21 protein-coding genes are annotated in these 21,603 nt (G+C 66.5%); 2 read left to right on the top strand and 19 right to left on the bottom strand.

Annotated elements, in window-relative coordinates; translation table 11 throughout:
* Positions 1 to 60: 60 nt before the first annotated feature.
* The 8 genes from AC5Y49_RS09390 to AC5Y49_RS09355 all read right to left on the bottom strand — a co-directional run bounded on the left by AC5Y49_RS09390 (position 61) and on the right by AC5Y49_RS09355 (position 8,580).
* Positions 61 to 1,233, bottom strand: coding sequence for an acyl-CoA dehydrogenase family protein (locus tag AC5Y49_RS09390; RefSeq protein ID WP_499886222.1), 1,173 nt, complete (start codon positions 1,231 to 1,233; stop codon positions 61 to 63).
* Between the two features lie 94 nt (positions 1,234 to 1,327).
* Positions 1,328 to 1,894: a TetR/AcrR family transcriptional regulator gene (locus AC5Y49_RS09385; protein ID WP_499886220.1), complete on the bottom strand. Its 567-nt coding sequence runs from the start codon at positions 1,892 to 1,894 to the stop codon at positions 1,328 to 1,330.
* 98 nt (positions 1,895 to 1,992) lie between these two features.
* Positions 1,993 to 4,680: a fumarate reductase/succinate dehydrogenase flavoprotein subunit gene (locus tag AC5Y49_RS09380; RefSeq protein WP_499886219.1), complete on the bottom strand. Its 2,688-nt coding sequence runs from the start codon at positions 4,678 to 4,680 to the stop codon at positions 1,993 to 1,995.
* Positions 4,677 to 5,417: an ABC transporter ATP-binding protein gene (locus AC5Y49_RS09375; protein WP_499886217.1), complete on the bottom strand. Its 741-nt coding sequence runs from the start codon at positions 5,415 to 5,417 to the stop codon at positions 4,677 to 4,679. Before AC5Y49_RS09375 ends, AC5Y49_RS09380 begins: the two co-directional genes overlap by 4 nt.
* Positions 5,414 to 6,235: an ABC transporter permease gene (locus AC5Y49_RS09370; protein WP_499886372.1), complete on the bottom strand. Its 822-nt coding sequence runs from the start codon at positions 6,233 to 6,235 to the stop codon at positions 5,414 to 5,416. The genes AC5Y49_RS09375 and AC5Y49_RS09370 overlap by 4 nt, the downstream gene beginning before the upstream one ends.
* A 23-nt stretch (positions 6,236 to 6,258) precedes the next feature.
* Positions 6,259 to 7,599 (bottom strand): ABC transporter substrate-binding protein, encoded by a 1,341-nt coding sequence (locus AC5Y49_RS09365; protein WP_499886216.1) that lies wholly within the window; start codon positions 7,597 to 7,599, stop codon positions 6,259 to 6,261.
* Positions 7,600 to 7,618: 19 nt separating this feature from the next.
* The gene (locus AC5Y49_RS09360) at positions 7,619 to 7,846 is read right to left on the bottom strand and encodes a 4Fe-4S dicluster domain-containing protein (protein WP_499886214.1); all 228 of its coding nucleotides are present in this window, start codon (positions 7,844 to 7,846) and stop codon (positions 7,619 to 7,621) included.
* Complete coding sequence (locus AC5Y49_RS09355) at positions 7,843 to 8,580, bottom strand: GntR family transcriptional regulator (protein ID WP_499886212.1); 738 nt, start codon at positions 8,578 to 8,580, stop codon at positions 7,843 to 7,845. Before AC5Y49_RS09355 ends, AC5Y49_RS09360 begins: the two co-directional genes overlap by 4 nt.
* Before the next feature lie 415 nt (positions 8,581 to 8,995).
* Here AC5Y49_RS09355 and AC5Y49_RS09350 point away from each other — a divergent pair, with 415 nt between their 5' ends.
* The gene (locus AC5Y49_RS09350) at positions 8,996 to 9,760 is read left to right on the top strand and encodes an alpha/beta fold hydrolase (protein ID WP_499886210.1); all 765 of its coding nucleotides are present in this window, start codon (positions 8,996 to 8,998) and stop codon (positions 9,758 to 9,760) included.
* Between the two features lie 85 nt (positions 9,761 to 9,845).
* On the opposite strand, the gene AC5Y49_RS09345 is transcribed toward AC5Y49_RS09350, so the two are convergent.
* The 9 genes from AC5Y49_RS09345 to AC5Y49_RS09305 all read right to left on the bottom strand — a co-directional run bounded on the left by AC5Y49_RS09345 (position 9,846) and on the right by AC5Y49_RS09305 (position 19,297).
* Positions 9,846 to 11,018 carry a site-2 protease family protein gene (locus AC5Y49_RS09345; RefSeq protein WP_499886208.1) on the bottom strand — a complete coding sequence of 391 codons (1,173 nt, stop codon included), beginning with the start codon at positions 11,016 to 11,018 and terminating at the stop codon, positions 9,846 to 9,848.
* A 326-nt stretch (positions 11,019 to 11,344) separates the two neighbouring features.
* Positions 11,345 to 12,520: an MSMEG_1130 family ribosome hibernation factor gene (locus AC5Y49_RS09340; RefSeq protein WP_499886204.1), complete on the bottom strand. Its 1,176-nt coding sequence runs from the start codon at positions 12,518 to 12,520 to the stop codon at positions 11,345 to 11,347.
* A 75-nt stretch (positions 12,521 to 12,595) separates the two neighbouring features.
* Complete coding sequence (locus tag AC5Y49_RS09335) at positions 12,596 to 13,066, bottom strand: STAS domain-containing protein (protein ID WP_499886202.1); 471 nt, start codon at positions 13,064 to 13,066, stop codon at positions 12,596 to 12,598.
* Positions 13,067 to 13,082: 16 nt separating this feature from the next.
* Positions 13,083 to 13,658 carry a GreA/GreB family elongation factor gene (locus AC5Y49_RS09330; protein ID WP_499886199.1) on the bottom strand — a complete coding sequence of 192 codons (576 nt, stop codon included), beginning with the start codon at positions 13,656 to 13,658 and terminating at the stop codon, positions 13,083 to 13,085.
* Positions 13,659 to 13,941: 283 nt separating this feature from the next.
* A complete protein-coding gene (locus tag AC5Y49_RS09325) occupies positions 13,942 to 16,743 on the bottom strand; it encodes an aminotransferase class I/II-fold pyridoxal phosphate-dependent enzyme (RefSeq protein WP_499886198.1) in 2,802 nt (933 codons plus the stop codon).
* Between the two features lie 59 nt (positions 16,744 to 16,802).
* Positions 16,803 to 17,162 (bottom strand): antitermination protein NusB, encoded by a 360-nt coding sequence (locus AC5Y49_RS09320; RefSeq protein ID WP_499886197.1) that lies wholly within the window; start codon positions 17,160 to 17,162, stop codon positions 16,803 to 16,805.
* Positions 17,159 to 17,647, bottom strand: a complete 489-nt coding sequence (nusB, locus tag AC5Y49_RS09315; protein WP_499886196.1) for a transcription antitermination factor NusB — start codon at positions 17,645 to 17,647, stop codon at positions 17,159 to 17,161. The genes AC5Y49_RS09320 and nusB overlap by 4 nt, the downstream gene beginning before the upstream one ends.
* 2 nt (positions 17,648 to 17,649) lie before the next feature.
* Complete coding sequence (gene efp / locus AC5Y49_RS09310) at positions 17,650 to 18,207, bottom strand: elongation factor P (RefSeq protein ID WP_065014025.1); 558 nt, start codon at positions 18,205 to 18,207, stop codon at positions 17,650 to 17,652.
* A gap of 7 nt (positions 18,208 to 18,214) precedes the next feature.
* Positions 18,215 to 19,297, bottom strand: a complete 1,083-nt coding sequence (locus AC5Y49_RS09305) for a M24 family metallopeptidase (protein ID WP_499886195.1) — start codon at positions 19,295 to 19,297, stop codon at positions 18,215 to 18,217.
* A 34-nt stretch (positions 19,298 to 19,331) separates the two neighbouring features.
* Here AC5Y49_RS09305 and AC5Y49_RS09300 point away from each other — a divergent pair, with 34 nt between their 5' ends.
* Positions 19,332 to 20,039 carry a B-4DMT family transporter gene (locus tag AC5Y49_RS09300; RefSeq protein ID WP_499886194.1) on the top strand — a complete coding sequence of 236 codons (708 nt, stop codon included), beginning with the start codon at positions 19,332 to 19,334 and terminating at the stop codon, positions 20,037 to 20,039.
* Here the strand turns inward: AC5Y49_RS09300 and aroQ are convergent.
* The gene (aroQ, locus tag AC5Y49_RS09295) at positions 20,036 to 20,464 is read right to left on the bottom strand and encodes a type II 3-dehydroquinate dehydratase (protein ID WP_499886193.1); all 429 of its coding nucleotides are present in this window, start codon (positions 20,462 to 20,464) and stop codon (positions 20,036 to 20,038) included. The genes AC5Y49_RS09300 and aroQ overlap by 4 nt on opposite strands.
* Positions 20,461 to 21,549, bottom strand: a complete 1,089-nt coding sequence (gene aroB / locus AC5Y49_RS09290; protein WP_499886192.1) for a 3-dehydroquinate synthase — start codon at positions 21,547 to 21,549, stop codon at positions 20,461 to 20,463. The genes aroQ and aroB overlap by 4 nt, the downstream gene beginning before the upstream one ends.
* Between the last annotated feature and the right edge of the window lie 54 nt (positions 21,550 to 21,603).

The raw sequence follows: 21,603 nt of genomic DNA, 5'->3' as shown, positions 1-21,603 counted from the left end.
CTAGAGTCAATCCAAGGGCAAAAATGGGCTCTAACGTCGATCTCGGCGAGGTGGAGAGAGTCAGAGCATTGCGATCGGTGAGACTTTCACACCGACCTCCAGCGCGCCGGCCAGTTCGCGGCTGACGTCGTAGTCGAACACCACATGCCCGGAGATGACGTCGACGTCGCGTTTGGCCCGCTGCAACGGATTGTCCAGAAATTGCGCGCTGGCCCCGGAGGCTTCCAGCAGATCGGCGATCACCGCACGCGATTCGTGCACGATATGCGCGGCGGCCACCCGGGCGTTCGCACGGGCCGCCCGGCTGATCCGCTGCCCGCTACCGACGGTGTCCTGGATGCGATTTGCAGTGTCTTGGAGTAACGCGCGCAACGCCCGCAGCCGTACCCGCGCCTGACCGAGTCGCAGTTGTGCGGCCGGTTGATCCTTTTGCGCCACACCGGAATATGCGAGCACTCGCTCGCCGAGTCGCCGTGCATAGGTGTCGGTGACCAGTTCCGCCGAGCCCAGCGCGGGCATCGCGGCTGTCAGGGCCAGTGCGGGCACCATCGGCCAGCGGTAGGTCGGCGCGTCATGCAGCTGGGCACCCGGTGTGGTGCCGGCGTAGATGTCGGTGACCTTGACCAGGCGGTGGCCCGGCACCCATACGTCGTCGACGACGACGTCGTTGGAGCCCGTCGCGCACATCCCGGCGGTATGCCAGACGTCGTCGACTCGGATGTCGGAGGCCGGCAGCAGCACCAGCGCCGGATCCGGATCACAGAACGCGCCGACCAGCACCCAGTCGGCATCCATCACGCCAGTCGCCCATGACCAACGTCCGGTCAACCGGATACCGCCGTCGACCGGGGTGCCCCGTCCGGTCGGTGCCAGCGGCGCCGGACATAGCACCGGCCCGTCGGCGAACACTTCGTCCTGGGCCTGCTCGCTCAGCAGCGCCAGCATCCAGTTGTGCAGGGTGTAGAAGCCCAGCGTCCAGGCGCTCGACGCGCAGCCATGGGCCATTCGCCGTACCGCATCGAGGATCTCGGGAAACTCCGCCTGCTGCCCGCCGTACCGCGCCGGCTGCAACAGCCGCGCCAGTCCGCAGGCGCGGTAGTCGTCAATCGTGGCCTGCGGTAGTCGGCGCAGCTTCTCCGCCTCGCCGGCGCGCTCGGCCAACCGGGCCACGAACTCGTCGGTGATCGTCACAGCGAGGACGCTACCATACCTTTTGGTATGGTAGCGTCGCATCGAGGCTGCGTCCACAGTGAGAAATCGCGAAACAAGCCATCCTGTACGCAGTTTCGGCGTCGCCTGCGCAGTCTCGGCGCTCGAAGTAGCGGCATCAATGCCGCAGCATCACCTCGAGGAACGCTTCGCGACGGCCGGCGGCCTGCGGGCTCGGTCTCGAACCAGACAGGTGCAGGAATCCGATTCCTGCGGCAAACGTGGCGTTGGCCCGCATATCGGCCTGGTCGGTGTCGAAGCCGTCGTCGACGAAAGCCTGCCGCACGGCGGCGACGACACGTTGGTCCGAGGCGCGCACCGCATGAGCGACTGCGGTCTCCGAGCGCGCCCATTCCCGCATCGCGCGCTCCAGCATCCAGTGCCGCGGGCCGACCAGCGCGGTCATCATCCGCGACAGCCGCTGGCGGGGCGGGTCGCCGGCCAAGTCGTCGAAGTACCAGCGGTCCTCGTCGCGGACGGCCGCCCAGGCATCGATCAGCGCCGTGCGGTAGGCCTTCATGTCGTTGAAGTGCCAGTAGAAGCTGCCCTTGGTGACCCCGAGGCGGCGGCAGAGCCGGTCGAGGGTCAGGGCCTTGATGCCGTCCTCGGCGAGTACCCGAAAACCTTCCTGCACCCAGTCCTCCACGGAGAGCCGGGAATTGGCTGAATCACCCGAAGTCGCCACGCTCGCCAAGCCTAGCCATCCAGGCCGACGCTGATTGCCGTAATTCGCCGCTTTGGCCGACGGCCACCTGCAGGTCGCGCGGCTGTGCTGGTCAAGGCCTATGCGGAGTCGCCGGCCAGCGCTCGCCGGGCGTAGGCGCGGACGTCGGCGTCGTTGTCTTTGAGCGCGACGCTCAGCGCGTCCCGCACGGCGGCTTCGTCGCCCCACCGGGTGAGGCTCAGCACCGCCGCCTTGCGCACGTCGAGGTGCTCATCGTCCAGCGTCTGCACGAGCAAGGGAACCGCCGGCTCTGTCGGCGCCCCGGACAGGGCGCGCGCCGCGCCCTCTCGTAGTTGCCAGGCCGGTGACCGTAGTGCCTGCTCGACCGCAGTTAAATCGTCGACACTGCAACCTAATTCGCTCATCGCGGCGAGCGCTGCCGCACGCACCAGTGGATCGGGGTCGACGAGCAGCTTGCGGACGATATCGGCGCCGGCTCGCAAGGTGGCCAGGCCGTTGGCCGCGGTAATGCGGACCTCCCGGTTACCGTCACCAGCCGCGGCCCCGACCCCGGCCGCATCGTCGACGGATACCAGCGCGCGCACCGCCTCGATCCGCACCCGGTGGTCGATGTCGCCGAGCGCATGCCGGTATTCTTCGGCGTCGCCGACGCGTCGACAAGCCAACAGGTAGACCGCGACCGCGCGAACCACCGCGTCGGGTGAGGACAGAAATCTGCGCCCGGCTTCGGGTTGCGGCAGCACTTCGACGAGTTCGCGCACGCCGGCAGCGGCGGCGCCGCGCACCGTAGCGTCGGCATCGTCCAGCGCGTCCAGCAGCACTGCGGCATACCCGTCCGGCATGTGCTCGGTCAGCGTGGTCACTGCTGTACGGCGAACCCCTGCGTCGGCATCGGTCAGGAAGGCGGCTAGTTCTGCGACGGTCGGTTCGTCCAGCGCGAGCACCGCGGCGATGCGCGGCGACGGCGGATCAACCGCCGGCCCAGCACCGATTCTGGTTGGCCCGCCGGCCGGGGCTTTACCGCCGACCAGATCCGGCTGCTGCACGGTCCGCACGGTTTGGTCGGCTGGCGGCACGACATCCAGTTCGGGGACCGGCACGAAATACGGTGCCACCGGCCGCTTCAGGAACTGCATCGATCCGTCGGCCGTTTTGCGCACATTGAGGTGATAACCCCACTGCTGATCGTCGCGGGCCGGCAGGTCGGCGCGTTGGTGATACAGGCCCCACCGCGACTCGGTGCGGGTCAGCGACGAGCGGGCGGCCAACTCGGCGCAGTCGCGGATGAACGACACCTCCACCGCGCGCATCAGCTCGTGCGGCGTGCGAGCGCCCATCTCGGCGATCTCGCCGCGCATCCGCTCGAAGGTCCGCACCGCGATTGACAGTTTGGCGGCTGTCTTCGGCGGTGCCACATAGTCGTTGACGAATCGCCGCAGTTTGTATTCAACCTGAGGTTGCGGCGGCCCGTCGGGATGATGCAGCGGGCGGTAGATCAGTTCATGGGCGTCGACCAGCTGGTCTAAGGGAAGCTGCCGTGGCGCGGCGACGTCGGCCAGCGTCGATGCGGCATCCGCGCCCGCGAGGTCGCCGAACACGAACGCACCGATCATGTAATTGTGCGGCACACAGGCCAGGTCACCGGCGGCGTACAGACCGGGCACCGTGGTGCGAGCCTGCTCGTCGACCCACACACCGGACGCGGAATGACCGCTGCACAAGCCGATTTCGGAGATGTGCATTTCCACGTCGTGGGTGCGGTAGTCGTGCCCGCGGTTGGCGTGGAAGGTACCGCGAGTCGGCCGCTCGGTGGTGTGCAGGATGTTTTCCAGCGCGCTCAGTGTCTCGTCCGGCAGATGCGACACCTTCAGATAGATCGGCCCGCGCGCGGACTCGATTTCACTGCGGACCTCGGCCATCATGTGGCCCGACCAGTAGTCCGAGTCGACGAACCGCTCCCCTAGTGCGTTGACCTGATAACCGCCGAACGGGTTGGCCACGTAGGCGCAGGCGGGACCGTTGTAATCCTTGATCAACGGGTTGACCTGAAAGCACTCGATGCCGGACAGCTCCGCGCCGGCGTGGTAGGCCATGGAATAGCCGTCACCGGCGTTGGCCGGGTTCTCGTAGGTGCCGTAGAGATATCCCGAGGCGGGCAGGCCGAGCCGGCCGCAGGCGCCGGTGGCCAGCACCACCGCTTTGGCGCCGACGGCGACGAATTCGCCGCTGCGCGTGTGCAGCGCGGCCGCGCCCACGGCACGACCATCGGAAACCAAGACCCGCACCGGCATCAGCCGGTTCTCGATGCGAACCTTCTGCCGCATCGATCGCTGGCGCAGCACCCGGTAGAGCGCCTTCTTGACGTCCTTGCCCTCGGGCATCGGCAGCACGTAGGAGCCCGACCGGTGCACCCGGCGCACCGCATACTCGCCGTGTTCGTCCTTTTCGAACTTGACCCCGTAGCGTTCCAGACGCTGCACCATCGCGAATCCGCGGGTCGCGGTCTGATAGATGGTGTGCTGGTTGACGATTCCGTCGTTGGCCCGGGTGATCTCGGCGACGTAGTCCTCGGGATCGGCTTTGCCCGGGATGACGGCGTTGTTGACGCCGTCCATGCCCATTGCCAGCGCACCGGAATGCCGGACGTGTGCCTTCTCCAGCAGCAGCACCTGCGCGCCATGCTCGGCGGCGGTGAGCGCGGCCATGGTGCCGGCGGTGCCGCCACCGATGACCAGCACATCGCAGTCCAGGCGCAGCGGCGTGGCCGGATCGGGAATCTGGGTCATGCGGCTACCGGGTATTCCAGTGCGGCAATGATTTCGGCCCGCAAGGCGGGCTTGGCTTCCGCGGTGCGGGGCGACGAGACGTCGACCAGTGCGCGCAGCGGTTGCCCGGCGCGGCCCAGCACCGCGACCCGGTCGCCTAAGGCGAGCGCTTCATCGACGTCGTGGGTGACGAACACGATCGTGGTCGGATGGGCGCGCCACGAGTCGATCAGCAGTCGTTGCATCGCGGCGCGGGTTTGGGTGTCCAGCGCGCCGAACGGCTCGTCCATCATCACTGCGCGCGGCGCCCCGGCCAGTCCGCGCGCCAACTGGACGCGCTGGCGCATTCCCCCGGAGAGGTTCTTGGGCAAGTAATCACCGAAACCGGTCAATCCGAGCTCGGTGATCCAACGATTGGCCTGGGCACGTCGGGTGGCCCGCGGTTGGCCGCGCAACCGCAACGCCAACTCGATGTTGGACCGCACGCTGCGCCACGGCAGCAGCGCATTGTCCTGAAATACCACGCCGCGCTCGCCCGACGTGGTGCCGACTTCAGCTCCGTCGGCGAGCACGCGGCCGGTGTCGGGCCGCAGCAGCCCGGCCAGCGCACGCAGCACCGTCGTCTTGCCGCAGCCCGACGGCCCGGTCAGCACCAGGATCTCGCCGGGCCGCACCGCCAAGCTCAGCCCATCGATAACCGCCGTTCCGTTGTAGGACAGTCGGATCCGGTCCAGCCCGAGGCTCATTCCAGTCGTCATCGCGCACGCTCCTCGCCGCGTGGCAGCCACCGGGTCACGCGGCGGCCCACCAATTCCACTGTCGCGGCGGTGGCGAATCCGAGCACACCGATCGTGATGATGCCGACGAAGACGTCGGGATACGCCAACACGGTGTAGGCCTGCCAGGTCCGATAGCCCACACCGAGGCGGCCGGAAATCATTTCCGCGGAGATCACACAGATCCACGCCACCCCCATGCCCACCGACAGTCCGCCGAATACGCCAGGCAGGATGCCCGGCAGCACCACCTGGGTCAGCACATCCCATCGGTTGCCGCCCAAAGTGCGTACCGAGTCCTCCCAGAGCGTGGGCAGCGCCCGCACCGCGTGACGGGTGCTGACCATGATCGGGAAATACGCCGCGAGGAACGTGATGAACACGATGCCGGCCTCGTCGGTGGGGAACAGCAAGATCGCCACCGGCACTACCGCGATGGCCGGGATCGGGCGGGCCAGTTCGGTCAACGGGCCCAACAGGTCGCTGAACAGGTGTGAGCGGGCCAGCAGGATGCCGGTCGCGATACCGATGACAGCGGCCAGCCCGAAGCCGGTGAGAATGCGAATCAGCGACTGCCCCAAGTCAAGCCAGTATTCATCGGTGTGCAGTCGACGGGTCAGCGCGGTCACAATCTCGGTGACGGTCGGTAGCGTGTCGAAGCGCAGCCACAGCCGGACGTGGCCGGCGGTGAGCAGCTGCCACAATCCGATCCCGGCCGCCACCGACGTCAGCCGCAGCAGTCGCGGCCGCCAGGGTGAACGTCGCGGACGCGGCGGCCTGACGACCGGCGCGGCCGCCACTGGGGCGTCGATACTGACGGCGGTCACGCCACGCCCTCCAGCGCCTGCTGGTAATCGAGTGCGACGCTTCCCCGGTGCCCGGCGATATAGCGCTGCGCAGCCGCCGCGGTGTCGAATGGCAGGTATTGTTCGCCGTCGCGCACCCACACTGATTTGTCGGCGAACCAGCGGGTGCCCAGTTCGGTGTCGCGCACGTAGGCTGCGCGGACGCGCCCGCCGCGGGCCGTCGCATCCCGGACCTCTTTGAGGAGGGCGGTCGGATCGGCCACCTGTCGGGTGGTCGCTGAATCCGCCAGCCACAGTTCGCCGCCGGGCACTGCCGGGGTCACCGGCTTGCCGTATTCCAGCTTTCGGGTCGCGAAGGCCGCCCGCAGCGGCCCGTCCTGCACGAAGCCGTCGACGTCGAGGTCGGCGAAGTCGCCGATCGACTTCAGGTAGGGCACATCGCCTTTCAGCGCATCTGTCAGTGCCGGCTGGAGCGTGGTGTCGAACGTGGTGCCGCCCGGGCCGTTGTAGAGGTAGACCACCTCTTGCGGCAACCCGCTGGCATCGGCGACGATTCGCGCCGCCTCGAGCGGAGTGTGGTTGAGGAAATCGGTGGCGTCGAGTTGGGCCTGCAAAAATGCGTCAAGCACTTCGGGATGCGCGGCGGCGTACGCTCGGCGCACCACGACACCATGCAGCGTCGGGTAGTTCAGCTCGGCGCCGTCGTAGAGGAGCTTGGCTTTGCCTTGGTAGACGAGCAGGCCGGGCCAGGCGACGAATTGTGAGAGGGCTTGCACCTGACCGGATTCCAGCGCCGATGCGCCGACTTGTGGCTGCTGGTTGAAGACTTCGACGCCGGCGGGGTTGATGCCGGCGTTGGACAGCGCACGCACCAGTGTGCCGTGACCGGCCGACCCGATGCTGGCCGAGACCTTCTTACTGGCCAGGCCGGTCAGGGCCGCCGTCGTTGAATCCGGGGCTACCACCACCATGTTCAATGCGCCTTTGGCGTTGTAACCGGTGATCGAGACGATCTCGGTACGGGCACGTTGGTTGGCTTGGGTTCGGGAGCCGTTGATCAGCATCGGGTAATCGCCCATTGAGCCGATGTCGATCTTTTCGGCGACCATCTGCGCGGTGATCGGCGCGCCGGTGTCGTAGTCCTGCCACACCACCCGGTATCTGGTGCCGGTGTCACGGCCTACCTGGGCGAGTCGGCGCTCGAGGTAGCCCTGCGCGCGCAGCAATGTGCCGGCGGTCACCGTGTTGATGGTCTTGGACTGGTAGCCGATGACGAGGTTGACCGTGTCAGTGGCGTCCAGCGAGCAGCCCGTTGCAATAAGTGCCACCGACGCCAGCAAGATGGGGAGTGTTCTCATGAAGTGTCCTAGGACGAAGTCAGCGGATGAGGTAGGGCATGTTGACGGTCACCGCGCCGGTCGGGCAGCGGGCCGCGCATGGGCCGCAGTACCAGCATTCGTCGACGTGCATGAAGGCCTTCCCGGTGTCGGGGTTGATGGCCAGTGAATCCAGCGGGCAGATGTCGACGCACAGCGTGCAACCGTCGATGCACAGCGACTCGTCGATGGTCACCGGAACGTCACCGCGCTGATTGACCAGTGTCACGGGGTGCTCCTTACCAGGTTGCCGCGCATGGTGATTCGATCGCCGCGCAGTCGGATGTATTCCAGGTCAACGGGTCTGTCGTCGTCGAGGCTGGTGAGCCGCTCCAGCATGAGCAACGGCGCACCGTCGGGCACTTGCAGGGTTGCAGCGGAGTGGGCGTCAGCGGGGATGGCTTCCAGCGCCAGGGTGGCCGAGCCGAGGCGGTGCCGCCGTTCGATGAGCGCGAACACGTCGTTGGTTTCCAGCGGCTGAGTCAGGATTTCGGCGCCGACATCCGGTGCCAAGTAGGTCAGATCCAGGCTCAGCGGCAGCCCGCCCAGGTAGCGCAGCCGTTCGATGAACACCACCTGCTGGCCCGGCGGCACCTGCAGTCGTTGTGCCACCGACGGCGGCGCCGCGACGTTCATCGCGGCGCGAACCTCATTGCGGACGTCGCCGTGGCTTTTGAAGGTTTCCTTCAGCCCCAACAGGGTGTCGAGTCCGTGGTCGTATTTGCGTTGCGCCACATGGGTTCCGACCTTGGGTCCGCGATCGATCAGGCCCTCGGTCTTCAACGTGGTAAGCGCTGCGCGAATCGTGTTGCGGGAGACTGCGAATTCTTCGGCCAAGTCGTGTTCGGTGGGCAGGCCGTCGTCGTAGCCGCCGGTGTGGATCTGGAAGCGCAGCACGTCGGCGACCTGGCGAGCGCGATCTGCGCGAGGTCGGCGAAGCGGCAGCGGTACTACGAGGGCCACGCCGTTACGCTAATGCCGCCCGAAGGAGTGTCTCGACCAGCTGAAATGTGGGCAGCGCCGCCATCCGCCGTATTGCGCCGCTTCCGGGTTCGGGGCTACCAGGCGAAAGTGGGATGTTTGCCCGTCATTGCGCCACCCCGCGCGCGCGGTCGAGGCTTCAACTCGGAGTGAGCGAAATGCTCGGGCCGGCCGGGTGGCGGCCCGGGGCGGCCCGGGGCGAACGTGCGCAAACCCGGTTATCCGCTCGGCGTGTCGGCCGGGGACACGCACGCTCGCGCCGATTGTGGTGTAGCGACGCCTCAGTAGCGTGGGAAGTATGACTGCGCCGCGAGACGCCGAGGGCCGCGAGAGTATTTACATCCAACAACCCGAGGGCCCCCTGCACGTCATCGTCCAAGGCAACTTGGGGACGCCCGTGCTGTTGCTCAGCGGCGCCGGCAACGACAACGCCATGCTTAGTTGGCGGCACGCCATCCCGGCTCTCGCCGCGCAGCACCGTGTCTTCGCGCTCGATTGGCCCAAGCAAGGCGAGAGCAGGCCGTGGGATGGCGTCGCCGACCACAATCGGATGCTGGCCTGCATCACCGTCGTCCTCGACTATTTCGGGCTCGACCGCATCGCCGTCGTCGGCCTCTCCCAGGGCGGCGCCCTCGCACTCGCCTACGCCATCGATCATCCGCAGCGGGTGTCCCGCCTTATTGCGCTGGCGCCCGCCGGCATCATCTCGTTCCCACCGGTCGTGCATCAGCTGATGTGGCTCGTCGCGAAAGTACCGCTACTCGGGCGCACTCTCCCGTCGCTGATCTTCCGAAGCCGGGCAGTCTGCGCACGGTTCGCACGCACGGCCCTCTTCGCCGGGCCGGTCGACGACTTCGACGAGATCGTCGACGAATATCATGCCGATGTCCTCCGTAACGGCGCTGGCTCCTCGGACTGGCAGAACGGATCGATTGACTTCTGCCGGATGCGCGTCGATCTTCGACCGCGGCTGCACACAATCTCGTGTCCCACGCTCTTCATTCAAGGAAGTCGCGACATCGGCGTCAGCCGCAAGCACACGCGCGCGGCGGCAAACGCTGTTCCCGGTGCGCGTTTCGAGCTCATCGACGGCGCCGGGCACTGGGCCAACCGGCAGGAACCTGAACGCGTGAACGGCCTCATGGCGACGTTTCTCAGATAACGCGACGGCGCCGATACCCGACGATCATTCTGGTTCTTAATTTGTTTATCGCATAAGAGTCGAACCCGCAGCGCGTGCCTAAAGGCTAGTTCACCCCACAGGTCGTTTCGGCGATGTCGGCGCCGCTGGTTCCGGTCCGCACACCCAAGCCGTGTAGCGCGGCCGCGCGGCTGATGTCGCTGGGCGAGACGATGCCAAGCATTTCGCCGTGATCGAACACCAGGGTGCGGCCGTCGGCGCATCCTTTAAGCCGGGAGAGCAAGGCAGACAGCGGTTCGTCGGGCCGGGCCAGCGGGATCTCCTCCGGCGGGCAGGCCACCTCGCGCAGCAGCGTGGTCTCCCGCCGATCGGCCGGAACGGCGCGGATTCGGTTGAGGGTGACTAGGCCTTGCAGCCGCCCGGCGTGGTCGAGTAACGGGAATGCGGAGTGCCGGCGCAACAGCGCGATGTCGCGCAGGAATTCGGCGATGCTGGCGTTGCCGTCCGCCGCTTCGGGGTGCTCGGTCATGACGTCGCGAACCCGAACTCCGGCCAGCGCCGCGCTTGTCCGGGCATGGTGCTCCTCGGCGCTGGCCATGGTGACGACGAACAAGCCGAGCAGGATCCACCACAGGCCGTTTCCGAGGCCGCCACCGATAGTTTGCAGTATGCCCAACGCGATCAGACTGAAGCCGAAAATTCTGCCCGCCCTTGCGGCTACCACCGTCGCGGTGAGCCGATCGCCTCGCCACGCCCACACCGCGGCTCGCAGAATCCGCCCGCCATCCAACGGCGCCGCCGGGATCGTATTGAAAACGGCCAGCACCACATTGATCACGGCCAAATAGCCGGGCACCGCCACCATCAGCGCGTTCATGCCGGCCAGATCGCCCAGCCAGGCCACCGCGCCGAACACCGCTGCCATCAGCAGACTAGTGAGAGGCCCGACCGCAGAAATGCGGAAATCAGCGCCGGGCGTGGAGGCCTCGCCGCGCAGCCGCGCGACCCCGCCGAGCAGCCACAGCGTGATGCCCTCCACTTCCACGTCGTTGCGTTGCGCCACGATCGCGTGGGCCAGTTCGTGGGCCAGCAGCGACACTACGAACAGCACAGCGGCCACCACCGCCGCCAGCGGGTATGCGCCCCACGGGAACCCTGCGGCGAGCCGCGAAAAGCGCACCCACAGACCGCCGACCAGCAGCACTACGATGGCCAATACGCTCCAGTGCACGCCGACGTCCACACCGGCTATCCGTCCAAGTCTCACTGTCGACGTCATCGCTAACCCTCTGTCTTTCTCATCCCACTCATACTGGCGCGGTAGCCGCTGCTGCGTTGTGCGCGTTGGCCGGACTGATTGTATGCAGCCGCCGTGAATGTGGTTGTGATGCAGGATGTCCCAATGCGCCGCCTTCACATTCCCATCGCTGCAAGGCGATACGGGCATGCCGGCGATGTGCGGGTTCCCATCCCCGGCCGGCGGGCTCGCATGGTCGGTCGTCGTGTTCGCACGACCCTAGGTGTTCCGTTGTTGCGGACATGTGCTGCCTCTCTGGTCTTGTCGTTTGACGTCTTTGAGCAAGCTTGGTCTCGCCAAGCCGCCCTTTACCAGCGCAGCAGCGCAGCCACGCCCGCGGCTTCTCTCACCACCCCATCGGCCGCGCCCTCGACGGGACTAATTCGGGCCCCAGTATTGAGTGCTCGCTCGACCAGCCTTTCGGTCAATCGCGGCTCGGGCGTTCCCGGTTGCCCGTCGGGGCCGACCTCCTCGCCGGCGTACAACGCTCCGTCGGCGCCCACCGTCCCGGTGTAGCGGACCTGCGGGTCGTACACCAAGTGTGCGACTCTCCCGGCGTTCAACGCTGCAACCACCTCCGACAACCCCAGGGCGGCGATACCCGACCCGGCAGCATCGCGGACATGTTCCAGGAGCTGCCTTTCCCGCTGGCCGTGCTGCTCATGTACCCATTCCGTGACAGCCGTTGCGAGCGCAACATCATCCAGCCCGCTGAGGACTCGAGCGTCGGCGAACACCTTGCCGCGAAGCGTTTGGGGGAACCTCGCGACGGTCGGTTCGGTCCAGCGCTCCCCGCCGCTGATGAGGATCCGCTGCCAGCCGCGATCATCGGCCAGCTCCGCAGCGGCCTTGGTCACCTGGTCCAAGAACCGCTCGATACGGTCGCGGTCGCGAGCTTGGCGCTGTTCGCGGACCGGTGTGTGGAACTGCCCTTCTGGGCCGCCGCCGACTTGGCCGGCACGCTCGTGCGGCGCCTCAGCGTACGGCTGCGCCATCTCACTCAGCATGCGAAGCGACCCGACCCGCCACTCGAGCAGCCGGGCCTCCTCCGCTGACACCAGGACAACGCCCGCCGTCCGACCTTCGTCGAGCAACTCCAGCAGCGGATGGATGAACGGTCCATCGTCGAACACCACCCGATTGGCCACTGGCATGGCGCTCTCAAATCGCAGAAGCCAGTCGCTATCCAACGCGGCGAAGGCGATGCGGCTTCGTCCCGATGCTGTCGGGCTTGCCAGGCTTTCTATCTGCGGCCAGAGTCGCTCGAGCGCGGCGGCCACGTCGCGGCGCTGATCAGAACCGGCAACCTCGGCAACCCGACGCTGCAACTCCCGAAAACGGTTTTTCAGGTCGATTGCGACGCCTTGCAGGTTCGGGTCTTGGCCGGGATCTGCGCTGAGGTAGACGGACAACACCCCGAGCTTGTCGGTTCGCTGGGATATTTCCCACAGATCGTCCTCATCGAGCCGCTCGATCGCGCTCATAGGTCGCCACCTCGTTCCCTTCGCCGGTCCGTCAAGCCATGTGTCACGCATTGCGGTAGTCCTGCCCGCTCTGCCTTATCTGACCGCCGCTGGGCGACGCGACACCGTTGGCGCCCAGGTCTGGTGATAAAGCGCCAGCAACCGCCGGGCGCCCTTCAGGTCGGCTGCGATGGGCAATCGGTCGGTGCTGTCCATTGCGCGCAGCAGTCGGCTCACCGCTTCGTTGGCAACCAGAGCCCATTGCACGCCTATCCGCTGGCAGTGTTGGGCGAATCTAATCAAGGCTTGGAAGCCTTGACCGTTAACGAAATCCACTCCGGAGAGGTCAACGATGAGAGATCGTCGTGGGTTAGCCAGCTCAATGACGTAATCGTTCAGTTGAGCGGCGCCGTAAGAGTCGAGCACGCCACGTGCCTCGACAGCGGTCACATCCGGTTGGACATGTGCACTCAGCGACATGCCAGGCCGAACCGTTGCCGCACAACCACCTGGGGCAAGCTGGCGTGTGTGGCGCTTCACGCCAAAAGTCTTGTTAGCGATAGACACTGGGTCTCCTGATTGTTTACTTCGCGGCAGCAGCCATCGCGTTACGAGACGGCGCTGTCGATGAACTTGACCGCTGTAGACGCTTGCTGCGCGCCGGTGAAACAGATTGAGACTGTGGGCTTTTCCGGAGGTGCGCGCGGTATGGCACAACCTTGAGCAAGGTTACGGGCAGGTGCGCACCATCGGGGATCGCGTAGCTGCGCTGTTCGCCGGGGCGCGCACCGGCGATCGCACGACCCAATGGCGATGCCATCGAATAGGCCTTGATGTGCGCGTCTTCCGTGTTCTTAGCACGCCTGCCAAGCGAAAACGTTTCGGTTTCGCCGGTCGCGTCGTAGCGGATGGTGAGCACCGTTCCTGGCTGGGCGATGTCATCGCCGGCAGCCTTCTTATCAACGACGGCGCGGGTGAGTAGATCGTGAATCTTGTGAATGCGCTTTTGCAGTGCCGGGTCACGGACGACGAGATTCCCGTCGTAATCCATCACGTCGTCGGGGACTTCAATGCCGGATCGGGAGCGCAGGGCCGTCAGTTCGTTCTGCAAGCGCACATAGTCCTGCCGCGTCATACAAACTCGTTCGGTCGCAGTCATTTTGGGTCATATCCTTCTGTATCTCTGGCTACCAAGACCCATTGTCGGCCAGGCTGGCACCGCAGCGCTTGCCACAACGCGACAAGCCCGTCGTGCGCTGTTGTCGCTTTCCGACAAGACCGCCGTTAGGGCGTGCTGGGGCGCCCATCGCGGCGTCGCCGTCCGACGGGTGGCGATCCGGGGCGAACGTGCGCAAACTCGGAGATCCGCTCGGCGTGTCGACCGGGGACACGCACGCTCGCGCCGAAGGTGGGTGCGCCGAAGGTGGGTGCGCCGAAGGTGGCTAGCCAAGCACAGCCCGCGTTGAAGCCACAGCCACCTGCGCGGCGTTGCCGTTGCCGCTTGCCTCGGCCACGGCGCGACGAGCCGCGGCCATCCGTTGCAGCGCCGCCTCGGTGAACACCGACAGCCCCAACTCCGGGTTGTAGCCGTGGATTTCCTTGACGTCGAGCTCGGCAAGGAAATACAGGATCTCCTTGGAAATCACCTGACCCGGCACCAGCACCGGGAAACCGGGCGGATAGGGCACCACAAACGTCGTGGATACCAACGGCTTTCCGTCGGCCAGTCGGCGCCCGGCGGCGCCGAGCTGAACGTGTTCACGGTCGGCGTCTTCGTATCCGGCGTAGAACGCCGATCGCATGTCGCCGAACAAACAGACCTTGTCGGGGCGGAATGCGTTGTCGAATTCGCTGAAGTCGGGCAGCGGCGGCAGGTCCTCGGTGATCTCCTCGACCCGGCGCTGTTGCAGGGCACGATCATCCTTGCTGGCCGCGCACTGGCTCCGCTCGAGATCGCTGGCCACCCGGCGCAGCGCGTCGAGCAGATAGTGCACGCTCGACCAGGTGACACCGATCGTGAAAATCAACAACACACTGTTGATCGAGGTCTTGTTGATCTGAATGCCGAACCGGTCCATCAGGACCTTCTCGCGGAAGTCGTAGCCGTTCATCCCGGTCTTGCCGATGAACAACGTCACCCGGGTCGGGTCCAATACGAACTGATCGGAGCGCCAGGCCTCGTTCCACTCGGCCAGCGCGCCTTGCCGGACCTGACGGTAGGAACTGACCGTCGACGCCCGAAACTCGTCGGGCACCAGGTCGGACTCGTCGAGGATGCGAAACCACTTGCCGATCAACCGGTCTTTGCGCACCCGGTGGCGAAACACCAGCGCCATGTCGTAGACGTAGCGCACCATCTGGAAGCCCTCGATGTCGACCTGGCGGCGCGCCAAATCCAACGAGGCGAGCAGCTGCTGGTTGGGCGAGGTTGAGGTGTGGGTCAAAAACGCCTCACCGAACGCGTCGCGACTGAGCGCCTTGAAGTCCTGGTCGCGGACATGGATCATCGACGCCTGCCGAAGCGCCGACAGCGACTTGTGGGTGGAATGCGTCGCGTACACCCGGACCCGAGCGCGGCTGGGGTCGGGCAGCAGCCGCCGGGTACGCCATTGTTCGCGGTCGACTCCCTGCATCGACTTCTGCCATTCCCGGTACTGCTCGGCATAAGACGCTGACGACAGCATCGATTCCAGTTGCTCGGCGGCAATCATCGCTGTGCGCTGCCGTGCCCACGGCACTGCGGTGGCAAACGCGTACCACGCCTCGTCCCACAAAAAGCAGATGTCCGGTTTGATGGCCAGCACTTCCTCCATCACCCGGCGCGGGTTGTAGACGACGCCGTCGAAGGTGCAGTTGGTCAGCAGCAGCATCCGTACCCGGTCCAGCTGTCCGGCCGCCTCGAGATCGAGCAGCGCCTTTTTGATGGTGTCCAGCGACACCGCTCCATAGATGGCGAACGGCTTCAGCTCGTAGGCATCCAGATACAACGGGTAGGCGCCGGCGAGCACCAGGCCATAGTGGTGTGACTTATGGCAGTTGCGGTCGATCAGCACGATGTCGCCGGGCCGGGTCAGCGCTTGCACGACGATCTTGTTGGCGGTCGACGTGCCATTGGTGACGAAGTAGGTGTTGTTGGCATTCCAGGTCAGCGCGGCTTTGTCCATCGCCGCCCTGATGGTGCCGTGTGGGTCCAGCAGCGAATCCAGTCCCCCCGACGTCGACGACGTCTCGGCCATGAAGATGTTGCGGCCGTAGAACTCCCCCATGTCCTGCAGCGACTTGGAATTGAAGATGCTGGCGCCACGGGCGACCGGAAGAGCATGAAACTGGCCGGCGGGCCGCGCCGCGTAGGCGCGCAGCGCGTCGAAAAACGGTGTGGCGAAGCGATTCCGGATACCGGCAAGGACGGTGCTGTGCAGGTCGGTGACATCGTTGAGCCGGTAGAACGTGCGGTCGTAGATGTCCGGTTCGTCCTCGGTGTCGGCGGCGATCGACTCGTCGGTGAGCAGGTAGAGATCGATGTGCGGCCGCAGCTCGCGGATCCACTCGCCGCACTCCACCCAGTCGTGGGTGCGGTCGGTGGCGACCGCGTCGTCATTGCCGCCCAGCAGTGTGGTCATCAACGGCACCCGGTCGCGGGAACGCAGCGGAAGGTCATGACGGATGATCGCGGCCTGAATCTCGCCGTTCAACGCGATCGCGGTGATGGCGTCCTCGACGCTGGTCACCACCAACAGCTCGAACTGCACGTCGTCGGACGGATCGCGCAGCGCGCGCAGGCATTCGGCCAGGCTTTCCGGAGCCGTCTCCGGGGCATCGTCGCCGAGCAGCACGGTGTAGAACTGCTGCTCTTTGGCCCGGGCCACCAACTCCTGGTCGGCCAGCGACGCCGAGGTGTCGAACAACGCTGCGCGGTCGCCGTATTCGGAGAGCAGCCGCACCGCAAGCGACACCCCGTCGGAGAGGCTGACGGTGGCGAGGTTGTCGAGATACCGGCGGAAGGTGGCGAGGTTCTCCGCGCCGGGGTAGAGCCAATACCGCTCGTAGGCGCCGAGACGATTAAGCAGACGCTTGACCCGGGCCGCTTCGTGAGTGGTGTCCAGCCCGGCACGGTTGACCACCGCGAGCTGATGGCAGGCGTCGTCGAGCAGGTTCCAGGTATCCATCCGCGAGTACGACGGGTTGGCTACCGCCGCCAGCGCGGAAACACGAAGTCGTCTCGGGCGCTCGCCGTTTCGATCCATGTGGCCAGTGTGTCTCGCCGGTGATCACGATGAGGCGGTTTCGTCGACGCGGGCCGCCGTCAGCTCTCCAGTTCGTCGTCTTGGGGACCGCGGCTGATGGCCATCCACCGCCATCCCCGCGCCGGCACCTCGGTGACATCGGACAGCGAGCGCACCACGGCCTGCGTCAGCCCCATGATGGCGGCCATCACCGGCAACAGCGGTGAGAGCGGCTTGGCCACTGAGCGGACCGTGTTGATGCGCCGGGCCACCACGTAACGCTCGATCGAGTGATACAGCCACGCCCCGACCCCCAGCGCGTAAATCGCCAGCGCCGCCGCGATCGTCGCCTGCCCGTAGGCCGCGCACACGACGGCGCCCAGCACCACCGTCGCCGCCAGCACGCCGGCGATGACCACCCGCAATTCCAGCCGGGTCACGACTGGTGGTTCCCTCCCCGGAGGGCTTGCGAGGCAGCGCGGATCTGTGGTGTCACCAGCATCACCTGGCCGAGCACGCCGTTGACGAATCCGGGCGAGTCGTCGGTCGACAACTCCTTGGCCAGCTGCACGGCCTCGTCGACCGCTACCGGCTCTGGCACGTCGTCGGCGTGCAGCAACTCCCACACCGCGACCCGCAGGATGGCCCGGTCCACCGCCGGCAGACGCTCCAGGGTCCAGCCCTGCAGGTGCGACGCGATCAGCTCGTCGATATGGGCGCTGTGCTCGGCGACCCCGCGAGCCACCGTCTCGGTGTATGGATGCAGCGGCGCGACGTCGGGTTTCGCCGCTGCCAGCGCGGCCCGGGCGTCGGCGACCTCAACCGGTGTCAGACCGCGGGCCTCGGCCTCGAACAACAGGTCGACGGCGCGTTTGCGGGCCTGATGTCGTCCCTTGACAGGCCTCGCCGGCTTGGCGTCAGCCATCGTCAAGCACGGCCGAGGTAGCTGCCGTCGCGGGAGTCGACTTTGAGCTTGTCGCCGGTGTTGATGAACAGCGGCACGTTGATCTGCGCACCGGTCTCCAGAGTCGCCGGCTTGGTGCCCGCGCTGGAGCGGTCGCCTTGCAGGCCCGGGTCGGTGTGGGTGACCTCCAGCTCGACAGTCACCGGCAGATCGATGTACAGCGCCGACCCGTTGTGGAAGGCGACCTGTACCGGCATGCCCTCCAGCAAGAAATTCGCGGCGTTGCCCACCAGCGACTCCGGTAGCGGGTGCTGCTCGTAATCCTGGCTGTCCATGAACACGAAGTCCGAGCCGTCGCGGTACAGGTAGGTGGTGTCGCGGCGGTCGACGGTGGCTGTCTCCACCTTCACCCCGGCGTTGTACGTCTTGTCGACCACCTTGCCGGAGACGACGTTCTTCAGCTTGGTGCGCACAAACGCCGGGCCCTTGCCGGGTTTGACGTGCTGGAATTCGACGATCTGCCACAGCTGGCCGTCGATCACCAGCACGAGTCCGTTCTTGAAGTCGGCAGTCGATGCCACAAGTCTCCTAGAGAATGGCCAGTTCCTTGGGGAACCGGGTCAGCAACTCGGGTCGGTGTGTTCCCACGACCAACGTGTCCTCAATGCGGACACCGCCGCGGTCGGGCACATAGACACCGGGCTCCACCGTCACCACGGAGCCCGCCAGTAGTGTACCGGCGGCGCCGGCACTGATCCCCGGCGCTTCGTGGATCTGAAGCCCCACCCCGTGGCCGAGCCCGTGGCCGAAATGGTCACCATGCCCGGCGTCGTCGATAACCCGCCGCGCCGCGCCGTCGACGTCGGCCAGACTCGCTCCGGCCCGCAGCGCCTCGCGGCCGGCTTGCTGGGCGGCAGCAACCAGTTGATAAATGTCGTGCTGCCAGTCGGCGGCCTGGCCCAGCACGAAGGTACGGGTCATGTCGGAGTGATAACCGCCGACCCGCGCGCCGAAGTCGATTTTGACGAAGTCGCCGGCGGCCAGCACCGCGTCGGTGGGCCGGTGATGCGGGATCGCCGAATTGGCTCCGGCGGCAACGATCGTCTCGAACGAAGCGCCGTCGGCGCCGTGGTCGAGCATCAAAGCCTCCAACTCGCGGCCCACCTGGCGTTCGGTTCGGCCCGGCCGCAACCCACCGCGCTGCACCAGTTCGGTCAGCGCGGCGTCGGCGGCCTCGCACGCCAGCCGCAGCAGGGCTACCTCGCCGGCATCTTTGACCTCGCGCAGCGCTTCGACGGTCCCTGACGCGCGGACCAACTCGGTGCCCATCGCCTCACGGGACAAGGCGTCAAACCCGTCCACGGTGACGACGTGGCTCTCGAAACCCAACCGCGGCACGCCGGCGGCGGCGGCCCGCCCGGTCAGGTAACGACCGCAGGCCCGCTCGATGGCCACCTCTACGTCAGGTGCCTGCTGAGCGGCCTGGGTGCGGTAGCGGCCGTCGGTGGCCAGCATCGCGGGCCGGCGGTCGGCGAAGACCAGCAACGCGGCGTTCGAGCCGGTAAATCCGGAAAGGTATCGCACATTGATCAGGTCGGTGATCAGCATCGCGTCCAGCCCGTTGCCGTCAATTCGGGCGCTGAGATTGTCTCGACGCTGAGAATGTGTCACGCCCGACGACGGTACTCGTCTACGCTGTGCCCTCATGACTAACTGGATGCTGCGTGGTCTGGTCTTTGCCGCCGCGATGGTCGTCGTCCGCCTGTTCCAGGGCGCATTGATCAATGCCTTTCAGACTGCGGCCGCGATGATCAGCATTGTGCTGCTGCTGCTCTTCCTCGCCGGCGTCGTCGTGTGGGGCGTGATCGACGGCCGCGCCGACGCCAGGGCAAACCCCGACCCGGACCGGCGCGACGATCTGGCGATGACGTGGCTGCTGGCCGGCCTGGTCGCCGGGGTACTCAGCGGCGCGGTCGCCTGGCTGATCGGACTGGTCTACAAGGGCCTTTATGTCGGCGGGCTGATCAACGAGATCACCACGTTCGCCGCCTTCACCGCGCTGCTGGTGTTTTTGGGCGGCATCGCCGGGGCGACAGTCGGCCGTTGGCGCACTGACCGCAAGGGTGATTACGCCCCTCGCCCCGGCGCTGAAGAGGACCGGGTCGACACCGACGTGTTCGCCGCCGTCCGGCCTGACGACGCGACGGCTGCGGCTGAGGGCGGCGTAATGCCCGAGGAACGAGCCGGTGCGGTCGCCACCGCCGAGCGCGACGAGCACACCGCGCCGCAGCCGGCCTACAGCGAGTCACCGACCGAAGAAATCAAGCTGGCCGATTACGACCAGGAGACCGCCGCGGCGGCGGAGGCGGAGCAGACCGAGCCGGCTCCCAAAACCGAGAAGGATCAGCGCTAAACGCCGGCCAGATAGCGCAGCGCCAGCAGATAGCCCTGCACGCCGAGACCGACGATCACCCCGCTGGCGATCGGGCTCAGATACGAATGACGCCGAAACTCCTCGCGGGCATACACATTGGAGATATGCACCTCGATCAACGGCGCGCGTAGCTCGGTGCACGCGTCGCGCAGCGCCACCGATGTGTGCGTCAGGCCGCCGGCGTTGAGGATCACCGGCTCTTCGGCATCGGCGGCGGAATGAATCCAGTCCAGCAGCTGTGCTTCGTTATCGCTTTGCCGCACAACCACTTTCAGTCCCAGCTCGGTGGCCTCGCGTTCGATCATTGCGGCCAGGTCGTCGTGGGTGGTGTCGCCGTACACGTCGGGCTCGCGGCGGCCCAGCCGGCCCAGATTCGGTCCGTTGATCACGTTCACCGTCGTCACTGGGCTGCGACCTCCGCATAGGCGGCCACCAGCAGCGCCGGGTCCGGGCCCTCCAAGCGGCCGGGCTTGGCCAGCCCGTCGAGGACCACGAACCGCAGCACGCCGGAGCGGGTTTTCTTGTCACCGGCCATGTATTCCAATAGCTGGGGCAGCGCGTCGGCGTCATAGCTGACCGGCAATCCCAGTGAGGTCAGGATTGTGCGGTGTCGGTCCGCGGTGGCGTCGTCGAGCCGCCCGGCCAGCCGGCCCAATTCGGCGGCGAACACCAGGCCCACCGACACCGCGGCGCCGTGGCGCCACTGGTAGTGCTCCCGCCGCTCGATGGCGTGGCCCAACGTGTGCCCGTAGTTCAGGATTTCGCGCAGCTGCGATTCCTTCTCGTCGGCGGCCACGACTTCGGCCTTGACTGTGACTGCGCGGCGGATCAGCTCAGGCAGCACGTCGCCGGTCGGGTTCAGCGCGGCCTGCGGATCGGCTTCGATGAGATCCAGGATCACCGGGTCGGCGATGAAACCGGCTTTCACGACTTCGGCCATGCCGGCCACGATTTCGTTGCGCGGCAACGTCTCCAGGGTGGCCAGGTCGACGAGCACGGCGGCCGGCTGGTGAAAGGCGCCCACCAGGTTTTTACCGGCATCGGTATTGATCCCGGTCTTGCCGCCGACGGCCGCGTCGACCATCCCGAGCAGAGTGGTGGGTATGTGCACAATGTCGACGCCCCGCAGCCAGGTCGCCGCCGCGAAGCCGGCCACGTCGGTGGCGGCTCCGCCGCCGAGGCTGATCAGCGCGTCCTTGCGCCCGACTCCGATGCGGCCCAACACTTCCCAGATGAAACCCACCACCGGCAGATCCTTGCCGGCCTCGGCGTCGGGGATTTCGATGCGGTGCGCGTCGGCACCCTTGTCGGCCAAGCGCTTTCGGATCACCTCCGCGGTTTCGGCCAGCACCGGCTGGTGCAGGATCGCCACCCGGTGTCGACCAGAGAGCAGTTCGTCGAGCTCGCCGAGCAGGCCGGTGCCGATCACCACCGGGTAGGACGGGTCGACAGCCACCTGCACGGTGACCGGGGTGGCTATGTCGCTCATTTGCGCGCTCCGGCGCGGCGGGCGGCCAGCGCGGCGGGGGTGGCCGGAGTCGGT

This window comes from Mycobacterium sp. NGS62, assembly GCF_059812285.1.
This window is presented reverse-complemented; position numbering and strand designations above follow the sequence as displayed.